The sequence below is a fragment of the Mesorhizobium sp. M3A.F.Ca.ET.175.01.1.1 genome, assembly GCF_004791945.1.
Taxonomy (GTDB): domain Bacteria; phylum Pseudomonadota; class Alphaproteobacteria; order Rhizobiales; family Rhizobiaceae; genus Mesorhizobium.
In genome coordinates this window covers 1-10852 of sequence record NZ_SRTP01000029.1, presented here as the reverse complement: position 1 = coordinate 10852, position 10852 = coordinate 1, and the positions used below count along the sequence as shown (strand labels likewise).

The following is a 10852-nucleotide window of genomic DNA, read 5'->3' as shown; positions in this document are numbered from 1 at the left end:
TGGATTTCCATGGGCCAGCCACCCAGTGCGATCGTATCAGTCGGCATCGCGGCATCGATAATATCGCGTGCCTTGACCTTAACGATCGTTTGCGGATGTCGGCTCTCCCTTACTCCAATCTGCGGGCAAGATGAGGCGAGATAGCAGTCTCCAAGGATGGGATTGGCACCCTTCAAACATTCTACCAAACGCCAGGCGTTGGCCAGTACGCATCCGGTGAAGACCGCAGACGTCCGTATCTGGTGGCCATAAGGACCTGAGCACTGCGGTGCTGGGGTGAAGTTTTTGACGGGGAGACGCGATGGGCGGCGTGCCGGTGCCGCTGCCAGAGGTCGATACGAGTGGGTTTTGGTGAAGCCGATTTTGCCCGGCTGCGTGCGGCTGTAGATGAATTCGCTCGTGTCCTGCAGGATAAGAATCGGACCTTGCGACAGGAGAACACCGGCCGGCCGCACGGACTACGCGGTTCTGATGCTGCTCGCGCGCCTCGGCTTATGAGGTGGCGAAGTCTCAGCCCTGACCCTGGGCGATCTTGACTGGGATTGCGGCGAGACCGTCGTGCATGGCAAGGGTCAACGGCTGGCGCGAGTGCCACTGCCGGCGGATGTCGGTGCCGCCTTGGTCGACTATCTGCGGGAAGATCGGCCTGCTTGCTCAACACGCCGCGTCTTCATTCGCATAAAGGCGCCCAGACGGAGTTTTGTCAGCCCTTCGACTATTTGCTGCATCGTCCATCGTGCGCTCAAGCGCGCCGGTCTGACGCGGCGTTCAAGGGTGCGCACCTGTTGCGTCACTCACTCGCCACCGATCTGCTGCGCCGCGGCGCCTCGCTCGTTGAAATCGGTCAACTTCTCCGCCACAGCCAGCCGAACACGACGCAGATTTATGCCAAAGTCGACATCGCGGCGTTGCGTGCCATTGCGCTACCCTGGCCAGGAGTCGCATAATGAGCGCGTTGCAAGCGGCGCTCGAAGCGTACCTGGCCGCGCGCCGCGCCCTCGGCCACAAGCTGCGTCTGTCCGGACGGTTGCTGCAGCGCTTTGTTGTCTTTGCGGAAGCTTCCGGCGCCACCTTCATCACCACCGAGATTGCAGCGCCATTGACCCGCGGACTGTCGTGCCACCGCCCGACCTTCTTCCTCACCGGTATCGTCGGCCATCGTCCCCCCTACATTTATCGCGACGAAGAGATCATCCGACTGATCGACGCGGCAAAACGCTTGCCGTCGACGGTCGGCCTTCGCCCCCAGACGTATGCCACGCTCTTCGGCTTGTACGCTGCGACCGGCATGCGCTGTAACGAACCGTTGCGTCTCGATCGCGACGACACCGATCTCGTTGATGGCGTCCTGACGGTTCGCGACACGAAGTTCGGCAAGTCGCGCTATGTGCCGCTTCACCCCTCGACGCAACAGGCCCTCAAAATTTATGCGGCCAGCCGAGACCGGTCATGCCCGAATCCGCTGAGCGCCAGCTTCTTCCTTACCGAACGCGGGACGCGTTTAACCGAATGGGCCGTGCGGTGGACGTTCGTCAAGCTGTCGCACGAGGTCGGCCTCCGCGGCGCCAATGACTCCCGCGGGCCACGCCTACACGACCTTCGCCACCGACTGGCGGTGACAACATTGCTACGCTGGTATCGCAACGGCGTCGATGTCGAACGCCACCTGCCCGACTTGGCAACCTATCTCGGCCATGCCCACATCACCGACACCTATTGGTATTTGACGGCAACGCCGGAACTGCTGCAGCAAGCGCTGCTGCGGGCAGAACAATCCCAGCCGGAATCCCGCCCATGAGCGCCGCCCCAACGTTCCCCGCTCTTTTTGAAGCCTTCTTCACCGATCGCCTCATCAGACAACGACAAGCAAGCCCGCATACGCTGGCGAGCTACCGCGATACCTTCTGCCTGCTGCGGACCTATGCCCAGCGGCAGCTACCCAAGGTGGCCTCGCACGTCACCTTGCCGGATCTCGATGCCGCGTGTGGCGGCGACTTCCTCGATCACCTCGAGCGTCATCGAGGCAACAGTGCGCGGACCCGGAATGCGCGGCTTGCCGCAATCCGGTCGTTGTTCCGGTTCGCCGCCCTTCGCTATCCCGAGTACGCCGCGACAGTCGAACGGGTGCTCGCGATTCCGCCTAAGCGTTTTGAGCGACGGCTTGTGACGTTCCTGACGGAGGAGGAACTCGATGTATTGCTGTCCGCCCCCGCGCGGCCGACGTCGGCATAACGTCCACTTCATGAGGAACGTGCGGGCCCATGCCGGCAAGAGCGGGCGCCGCGTCGTCTCCGCTTTCATCGCCACCGCCTTCGCCCAGGAGACGCCCGAGGCCGCGTCCGTACAATGGCGCGCCGTCGCCGACCAGATCCGGCCCAAGGTGCCGAAGCTGGCGACAATCATGCACGACGCCGAGCCCGACGTACTTGCCTACTTGACTTTCCCCAAGGAGCACCGCGCCAAGCTGCACTCGATCGATCGAGCGCCTCAACGGCGAGATCAAGCGGCGCACCGAGGTCGTCGGCATCTTCCCCAATGACGATGCCATCGTCCGCCTCGTCGGCGCGATCCTGCTCGAACAGAACGACAAATGGGCCCGTGCAGCGCGCCAGATACATGACGCTTGTGTGGATGCCAGCCGTTTTGCAAGGAAGAATTTGAACCTTTGAACGTGTGATCGAGTGCGGTCTTGTGTCAGGCCTTAGGTCGCGGCCTTTCACGTGCCGCAGGCCGGTATGGTGATACGCGGATCAGGTCCGAATCTGGAAAGCGAGCGCGAGGCTCTGTGCGTCATTCTGGTTTTCCTGACCCCGATCTGGTCGATCATTTGTCCATGCAGTTCATGCCTTCCTCACATTCCCGACATACAGTTTCAGATGCGCCGCTGATTAATCAGGCAGACACCGTCGCCGGATCTCGGTAATTCTCCTCTTTCGTCATCATGGCCCAGATCCCCCGTGCCATCTTGTTGGCCAGCGCGATCGCCACCAGCATGCGCGGCTTCTTCGCCATCATGCGGCCTAACCAGGAGCCTTCGCGCGCACCCTTCCTGGATGCCCATCGAACCACAGCCATGGCTCCGATGACGAGCAATCGTCGAATGTCGCGCTGGCCCATTTTTGATACTTTTCCTAGCCGCTTGCCGCCGGTTGAATTCTGCAACGGCACCAGCCCAAGCCAGGCGGCAAAATCACGGCCGCGTTTGAACGTTTCCATCGGTGGAGCAAAGGTTTCGATCGCAAGAGCGGCGATTGCACCAACTCCCGGCATTGTCCGCAAGCGTCGGGACGTATCAGCTTGCTTGGACAACACATCGATCTTCTTATTCAGCGCCTCCACGCGCCCGGTCATTCGCCAGATCTGTTCCAGCAGATCGCGGCAGACATCGTGGACCAAATGCGGCACCCTGGCGCTCTCGTCCTCAACGATCTCTTCAAGTCGGCTCAGATAGCGGATGCCCTGCGGCGCGACGTAACCGAACTCGTACAGGTGCGCGCGAAGAGCGTTGACCAACTCAGTGCGCTGACCAACCAGCTGTTCCCGGGTACGAAACAGAATGGCTCGAGACTGCTGCTCCTCCGTCTTGTGTTCGACAAAGCGCATCGTTGGTCGCTGTGCCGCCTCGATGATGGCCTCCGCATCCGCTGCATCGTTCTTTTGCCGCTTGACAAACGGTTTGACGTAACGCGGCGCGATAAGTCTCGGTTCATGACCGAGCCGAGCCATCTCGCGAGCCCAATAATGGGAGCTGGCGCACGCCTCCATCGCGATAATGCATGGCGGGTGGGACGCCATGAACTTTCGGAACTGCGAGCGCGCCAATTTCTTGCGGAACACTACAGAACCATCAGCTGCCGCCCCATGCAGCTGAAATACACTCTTTGCCAGATCAACCCCGATGATGGTAACCGTCTGCATGGATGCCTGCCTCTCCTTCTTGTGGCGCTAACAACACCACCTTGGCACATTGCGATGCCGTCGAAGAAGGCTGGCATCCACCCCATCTGGAAACCATCAGCCAAATGAGCGATGATCCTCTCATCAGCCTGCCAGCAGTGGCACGCTGATCAGCCCGGCCCCTTGCCGGACAGCGCGGCGACCAATGCCGCCAGCTACACCTGTATGGGGCGATGATTGTCAAGCTTGCTCCTGGTTCGTTTCCTCATCTCCTCGTCGGGCCGATTGGCGACCACCTATCGTGCCGACTGGCTTCGAACTGGCCGCCGCGCGCAGTGACGGTCAAGGGTGGGCCGCAGGCCCCCATCGCGAAGCGACTTGTCCTTGACGGTCACGAGCACGGGCGGCAGGCTTTGCCGGGTCGGCACGAGCACGAGCCGTTTCCAGTGGGGGCCAAATGCCGACGACAGATTTCCGAGGCGAGCTCGCCGAGCCAGGCGCGAAGGTCGCGCGGCAGACTTGTATGCGGTAGATCGCAGTGGGATCTGACCATGATGCAGCATGCGCATCGGTGGCGAAGCTCCGGGGCGGCGGGGCCCATTCTACGCCGGCGGTCCGAAGGACCATGTGTAGCTTCGGGTTGCCGCCACCTCGGATCGTCATCGGCAGACCCTGCTGCGGGCCCGACAATTGGGGTGTGCCTTGTTCTCCCTCTTCCCCCGTGCCTCCATCACGCCGCACGCACGATGACGCCCTGCGGCACCTCGCCCGCGGTGACGAAACGCCACAGCGCAATCAGCAGCTTGCGTGCCAGCGCCACGATCATCGTCTTGCGCGTGGTTTTGCGGCCGTCGCTCGTGCGCGCCTGGAACCATTGGGCCAGGTCGCTGTCCTTCTGGAACAGGAGAAAGCGCCACGCCAACTGGATCATGCCGCGCCGCACGCGGGCATTGCCGGCGCGCGCCAGCCCTTTCTCGCGGCGGCGTTGGCCGCTCTCGTCTGGCGACCCTGTCAGCCCGGCATAGCGCGCCACGGCGCGGCGATCGCGCAACGGGCGCGACAGGATCTCGTGGACCAGCATGTCGGCGGTCTCGACGCCGATGCCGATGATCCGCGCCAGCAGGCGAACCATCGCGTGACCGTTCGCCGCAGCCGGAGCCGCCGCCAGCCGGCGCAGGCGCTCCTGTTCGATGGCGCGGATCTGCGCGCGCACGAGGTTGAGGCGCTCAAGGAAGCGGTAGAGCTCGGCGCGGGTGTTGTCCGGCAGCGGCGTTCCCTCCGCCGTTCGGATGCTCTCCAGCCTGTCCGCCGCCTGGCGCAGGCTCAGCCGGAAGCTGCGGACCCCGAAGCGGGCGAGGATCGCCTTGACGCGGTTGATGAGCCGCGTCTGCTCGCCGACCAGAGTCCCCCGCTCGCGGTTCGGCCGCCGCGCGTCCTCCTCTTCGAGTGTCGGGATCGCAGCCATGGAGCAATGACGTTTCTCGCCGCGCAGCCAGCCGAGAAAAGCACGCATCAAAAGCTCGGTGTCGAGACGATCGGTCTTGGCGCGGCGATGCTCGCGCGACACTGGAACGCTGGAGGGATGGATGGCATAGGCATCGTGCCGTGCGCCCGCAGCCAGCGCGCCAGCCAGAAGCCGTCGCCGGCCGCCTCATAGGCGACGGCGATCCGCTTGATCGTATGCCCGGCCCGGCCGGCTTCGTCGCGCCAGCGCTGCAGCAGCTTCAACAGTGCTGGCGCGTCGGCATCGATCTTCTTCAGCGGCTGGCGCTTGAGACCCGGAACAAGGGCGGCGACGAGCCACTTCGCCTTGCTCATTTCGATGACGGCGATGATCGTGTTATCCTGTTCGAGAGCGGTAAGGGACCGGCTCGTGTCAAAAGATTGCGACATGGGGCGCCTCCTTCTGATGGTGGTTTTGACAGCGCCGAAGGATGCCACACCCTCGCCGCTCGCCCCATAGCATCTACGCAGCGGGACACGATCACCTGAGGCGGGATCCCTAATTTGGAAAGCTTCAGTAGGAATGTCTTTAAGCTAAGCGACAGGTATGAACCACGTCCGATCACCGATCGAGTTTCTCACCGCAGGGACCACAAAGCTAAGCCGCAAGGCACTCTCTATAATTTGCAGAGTGTCGTTTGCCTCAGACCCCTCCGCTGCCAAATCCAGGTCAGTTTAGGTGTATGCTGCTGGAGCATATACTGATGATGTTTTTTTCAGTGACTTGTCTGGTCGACCGGTATCTAGTGTCGTGAGAGCCGGCCAGCGGGAGGCTGGACCAAAAGGAGGTTAAGCTTATGAAGAAGGCACTATTTGCCGCCACCATGGTGGTGACGGGGTCCTGGAGCGGCGTCGCATTCGGCGACGACACGCTCGCACAGGTGAAGGCTCGTGGAGAGCTATTCTGTGGCGTAGGTGAGAATTTCCCCGGTTTCTTTTCTCCCGACTCCACTGGGAAATACTCGGGCTTCGACGTCGACTTCTGTCATGCCGTCGCCGCCGCGGCGCTGGGAGACGCTAAAAAGGTGAAATTCGTTCCGACCACTCCGTCGACGCGATTCTCGCAGCTGCAATCCGGTCAGGTAGACCTCTTGTCGCAATCCGATACCTACACCTTCAGTCGTGATGCGAGCCTTGGTCTCGATTTCGCGCTCGTCATGTTCTATGACGGCCATGGGCTGATGGTCCCTAAATCCCTTGGCGCAAAGTCTGGTAAGGATCTTAACGGCGCGAACGTCTGCACGCAAACCGGCTTGTCCACCGAAGTCATCATTGCGGACTACTTTAAGTCCAATGGGATGACCTATTCGCCCGTTGTGTTCGAATCGCGCAATGAGGCTCTCGCGGCGTTCGAGAGCGGCCGTTGCGACGTCTTCTCGTCGGATCGATCAACGTTGTCCGCCTATCGATCAGCCTTGAAGAAGCCCGATGACTTCGTGATACTCGATGATACGATCTCCAGGTCGCTCAACGGGCCAGTGATCCGGCACGGGGACAACAGGTGGGCAGATATCATCCGCTGGACAGGCTTTGCGCTGATTGCAGCCGAGGATTTCGGGATCACGTCCGAGAACGTGGACGAAAAGAAAGTCGATCCTTCTTCGTCTGCGGAGGTTCGCCGGCTCCTCGGCGTGGAGGGGGGGTTTGGACAGATGCTCGGTCTGGCTGACGACTGGGCGTATCAGGCTGTCAAGTCGATGGGCAACTACGGTCAGATCTACGAGCGCAACCTCGGACCTGAAGGCAGCGTGCACATTCCGCGCGAGAGGACGCTGAACGCGCTGTGGAAAGACGGCGGGGCCATGATCGCACCTTCTTTCCAATAGCATAGCGGAGAAGCGACATGCGCGCGCGGCAATCTCAGACTGTAAGATCAAGCGCGCTGAGTTTGTCGGCGCAAAAGGATCTGGGCGGCATCGCCGCCCAAATCGTCCTCGTGCTCGGCCTCTTGCTGGCCGGGTGGTATGTTACATCCACAACGCTTTCCAATCTCAGCGCGCGTGGAATAACGACGGGATTTGCTTTCCTGAGCAGACCCGCGGGCTTCGACATTGCGTTCTCGATAGTCCCGTTCTCCCCTTCAAGCCCAATCTGGATGGCCTTAGTTGTGGGGATAACGAATACCATCTTTCTGGTCGTGATAGCTGCGATCCTTGGAACACTAATCGGTTTGCTGGTAGTATCCCTTCGACTTTCGTCGAGCCCGCCTGCTGCCAAGCTTGCTGCGGCATACATCAGCGTCTTCAGAAACACACCCATCCTGCTACACCTGTCGTTCTGGTATTTTGCGATCTTCTCTGCTCTGCCGGGGGTGCGACAAGGCTATTCAATGGCTGGCGTTGTCTTTCTCAACAACCGAGGACTATTTCTACCTGCCCCAGTCGCGGACTATTGGCTTTGGACAATTGGCGCTGTCGTTGCCTCACTTCCGATATTCTTTTCCCGTTATGTGGCTAAGAAGAGTCCATCGGCCTCTCTTGCTCGACTCGACCTGGCGCTGCTCGCCGGCGTACTGCTGCTTCTGGTCGTTATCGCAGTTGGGGTCCGGTCTTGGGAGGTTCCCGCTCCAGCTGGGCTTGGCTTCCGAGGAGGCGCGGTAGTAATCCCCGAATTGCTAGCAGTCATAGTGGCCACGTCTGTTTATTCGTCAGCGTTTATCGCAGAACTTCTTAGGGGCGCCATTCTCAGCGTTGACAAGGGGCAGATGGAGGCCGCACAGGCGCTTGGTTTGTCGAAGAGAGTCATTTCGAGGCGAGTAATTGTTCCTCAGGCGGTGCGGATCGTAATTCCACCTTTGACGAATCAATACGTGAACATGATCAAGCAAACTGCGATCGTGGCGGCCATCGCTTTTCCCGACCTGATGCTCATCTTCGGGAAAACAGCCCTTACGCAAACAGGACAGGCGATCGAGTGTCTTTCGATTGTGACGGCCGTCTACCTCAGTATAAGCCTGCTGTGCGCTGCCCTGACGCACACCTACTCGAAGATCTTAAGCGCTCAGGGGATGAGGGGATGAGTGAACCAGTAAGCGCCGCGATGCCGGATGAGATCCCCGCCGGCACCGGGATACAACGGGCATTGACTAGGAACTGGCGAAGAATGTTTGCCGGTCGCAGCAGCACGATGGCGACGCTCTTCGCATTTGCCGTTCTGCTCGGGTTAGTCGTCCCCTTTATGAAGTGGGCCATCCTGGACGCGGACTTCATCGGGTCAGGCCCGCACGATTGCCGCAGACTAGGTGCTTGCTGGGTATTCATAGTCCAGAAATCTGGCCAACTGGCCTACGGCTTCTATCCACTCGTCCTGTGGTGGCAGGTCAATATTTCACTGGCAGTACTCGCTTCGGGGTGCGTTGCGGTCTACATGCTGGCAAGGCGGTACCAGATCGCAATGGCCATCGCCGTCTTCATGGCTTCCGTCGTGGCGGGCTTCAGTCTCTTCGGCGGCAATCTTCCAGGCATGACGGTAGTCCCGGTTGAACAGTGGGGCGGCCTTTCGATCAGCCTCCTATTGTTCACCGTGGGCATGGGGATATCGTTTGTGTTTGGTGGTCTGCTGGCGCTTGGTAGACGCTCGCGCTGGCTGATTGTTCGGGCTGTGTGCTCCGTCTATGTCGAGTTTATGCGCGGTGTTCCTCTTATCTCGATCCTCTTTGTGGCGGTGATACTTCTGCCTCTGTTCATGCCGGGAGGCGCCGAAGCGAACTTGTTTATGCGAGTTCTCGTCGGCATTTGCCTCTACACCTCATCATACATGGCGGAGTCCATAAGAGCTGGACTCGATGCGGTGCCCCGGGAAAGTCGCGAAGCTGTCTACGCACTCGGGCTTTCGCGGTGGAACGGCGAGAAGCTAGTCGTTTTCCCTCAGGCGCTCATTGTGGCCTTGCCCGGCCTCGTAAATACGCTCATCGCCTTGATGAAGGATACGTCACTCATCCTGATCGTTGGTATGCACGACTTCTTGGGGTCAACTCGTCTTGCAATGGGGGACGTAGCTTGGGGAAATGTGCTGTGGGAAGGATATTTGTTTGCCGGCGTTATCTACTTCTTGTTGTGCTTCGGCCTTTCCTCTCTAGGCGCGCACATCGAGCGCAAGGCTGATCGATACCGTCTCAGGGCGATGGCCTGATTGCGACAGGAGAACATTCACTTAGTTGCGCTCCGACGCGATCGGGCAGGCAGGCGGGATCAATTATGGCGCTTCGGTCGGAACCTAGAGAGCGAGCGAGTCCGCTCATATAGTCATACTCTGCCGCGCCGGTCGGTACAGTACGTCGACTGGAAACCGCGCGTGGCGCGCCCTGCCGGTCCCACTCCCGCCGGCAGGGCGCTTCTCAAGGGGGATAGAGACTGAATTCTCCAAAAACCCAGACTCGTGCGTCACTGTGAAACCGACGCACCAGCTTCAAGGCCGTCTAGCTGTGAGCTTTCAGTAGGTTGTTTATTCGGGCGGTTCGAGGAGACCGGAGTTACCACACTGCCGGTATCCAGGAGCGCGCCGAATCAACGTGCACAAGAATGCCCGCCTCACCGCGCATAGTCGAGCCGATCTTGTCGACGTGGCGAGCACCCACAGAAGCATCTGGCCGCCTTCGCCGGCATCTTGCAGGCCGACTGCTACAATGGCTTCGAGCCGCTGTTCGACCCACACAAGAAGGTGCTGCCGATCACGCCGGCATTTTGCTTCGCCCATACGCGGCGGGGCTTCTTCGAACTGGCCGACATCGACAAGAATGCCCGCGAGGGCAAGAGGAATGGCAAACCGGTCTCCCCGATCCCGCTGGAGGCGGTCAGGCGCATCGACGCGCTCTTCGAGATCGAGCGCGCCATCAACGGCCGCAGCGCTGACGAGCGGTATGCCGTGCGCCAAGGAGGAGAGCAAACCACTTCTCGACGACACCCACGCCTGATTGCTCCGCGAGCGCGATACCCTCTCGCGCTGTTCCGAGGTCCTGAAGCCGATCAACTACATGCTCAGGCGCTGGGCCGATTTCGCCAAGTCTACCCGAAAGCCTGGCTTGCCGACGCCCTGGCCCGCATTGCCGATCTTCCCGCCTCGCGTCTGCACGAACTACTGCCCTGGGAATGGAAGCGCCTTCAGCAGGCGGACTGACCCTTCACGCAACGCCATCATAGAGCCCGCAGCGCCAACGCGCGTGTGCCAATCATGCGGCCTTCGTCGTATGCGTACCTGAAGTCCGGCTGCCGTGCCGAGGAGGCGAGGCTCGAGACCGCCGAGAGGCTGGCGAAGTTCGTCGCCCTCATCGCGGTGGTCAGCTGGCGCATATTCTTCGTCACTATGTCGGCGCGCGTCAAGCCAGACTGCAGATTCCGACGATTTACCGGACGGCATTCCGATCAAAAGCCGGACGCGATTCCGAGAATTGACCGGACGCGATTCCGATTAAAAACCGGACAGTTTTGAAGCCTGGATAGTGCCTTTGGGTCAG

Annotated in this window: 10 protein-coding genes and 2 pseudogenes; 8 read left to right on the top strand and 4 right to left on the bottom strand. The window is 60.5% G+C overall.

The window, feature by feature from the left end:
* On the bottom strand, positions 1-455 hold a 455-nt coding region (locus EN818_RS33315; RefSeq protein WP_135906192.1), incomplete at its 3' end, for an FAD-dependent oxidoreductase.
* A 195-nt stretch (positions 456-650) separates the two neighbouring features.
* Between EN818_RS33315 and EN818_RS33310 the strand changes: the two genes are divergently transcribed.
* The 4 genes and pseudogenes from EN818_RS33310 to EN818_RS30350 all read left to right on the top strand — a co-directional run.
* The gene (locus EN818_RS33310) at positions 651-947 is read left to right on the top strand and encodes a tyrosine-type recombinase/integrase (protein ID WP_210237133.1); all 297 of its coding nucleotides are present in this window, start codon (positions 651-653) and stop codon (positions 945-947) included.
* Positions 947-1798, top strand: coding sequence for a tyrosine-type recombinase/integrase (locus EN818_RS30360; protein WP_135906191.1), 852 nt, complete (start codon positions 947-949; stop codon positions 1796-1798). The genes EN818_RS33310 and EN818_RS30360 overlap by 1 nt, the downstream gene beginning before the upstream one ends.
* A complete protein-coding gene (locus EN818_RS30355; protein WP_135906190.1) occupies positions 1795-2232 on the top strand; it encodes a site-specific integrase in 438 nt (145 codons plus the stop codon). Before EN818_RS30360 ends, EN818_RS30355 begins: the two co-directional genes overlap by 4 nt.
* Positions 2222-2661, top strand: a pseudogene (locus EN818_RS30350) (transposase); the annotation flags it as partial. The gene EN818_RS30355 and the pseudogene EN818_RS30350, both read left to right, overlap by 11 nt.
* 231 nt (positions 2662-2892) lie before the next feature.
* On the opposite strand, the gene EN818_RS30345 reads toward EN818_RS30350, so the two are convergent.
* The 3 genes from EN818_RS30345 to EN818_RS34085 all read right to left on the bottom strand — a co-directional run bounded on the left by EN818_RS30345 (position 2893) and on the right by EN818_RS34085 (position 5790).
* Positions 2893-3918 carry an IS110 family transposase gene (locus EN818_RS30345; RefSeq protein ID WP_135906189.1) on the bottom strand — a complete coding sequence of 342 codons (1026 nt, stop codon included), beginning with the start codon at positions 3916-3918 and terminating at the stop codon, positions 2893-2895.
* 709 nt (positions 3919-4627) lie between these two features.
* Positions 4628-5485 carry an IS110 family transposase gene (locus EN818_RS30340; RefSeq protein ID WP_348631426.1) on the bottom strand — a complete coding sequence of 286 codons (858 nt, stop codon included), beginning with the start codon at positions 5483-5485 and terminating at the stop codon, positions 4628-4630.
* Positions 5410-5790 carry a hypothetical protein gene (locus tag EN818_RS34085; protein WP_245518925.1) on the bottom strand — a complete coding sequence of 127 codons (381 nt, stop codon included), beginning with the start codon at positions 5788-5790 and terminating at the stop codon, positions 5410-5412. Before EN818_RS34085 ends, EN818_RS30340 begins: the two co-directional genes overlap by 76 nt.
* 407 nt (positions 5791-6197) lie before the next feature.
* Between EN818_RS34085 and EN818_RS30335 the strand changes: the two genes are divergently transcribed.
* The 4 genes and pseudogenes from EN818_RS30335 to EN818_RS30320 form a co-directional block, all read left to right on the top strand.
* Positions 6198-7226 carry an amino acid ABC transporter substrate-binding protein gene (locus tag EN818_RS30335; protein WP_135906188.1) on the top strand — a complete coding sequence of 343 codons (1029 nt, stop codon included), beginning with the start codon at positions 6198-6200 and terminating at the stop codon, positions 7224-7226.
* Positions 7227-7243: 17 nt separating this feature from the next.
* Entirely contained in the window at positions 7244-8419 is a 1176-nt protein-coding gene (locus EN818_RS30330; protein WP_135906187.1) for an ABC transporter permease subunit, read from the top strand.
* Positions 8416-9531 carry an amino acid ABC transporter permease gene (locus tag EN818_RS30325; protein ID WP_135906186.1) on the top strand — a complete coding sequence of 372 codons (1116 nt, stop codon included), beginning with the start codon at positions 8416-8418 and terminating at the stop codon, positions 9529-9531. The genes EN818_RS30330 and EN818_RS30325 overlap by 4 nt, the downstream gene beginning before the upstream one ends.
* A gap of 414 nt (positions 9532-9945) precedes the next feature.
* Positions 9946-10515, top strand: a pseudogene (locus EN818_RS30320) (transposase); the annotation flags it as partial.
* Between the last annotated feature and the right edge of the window lie 337 nt (positions 10516-10852).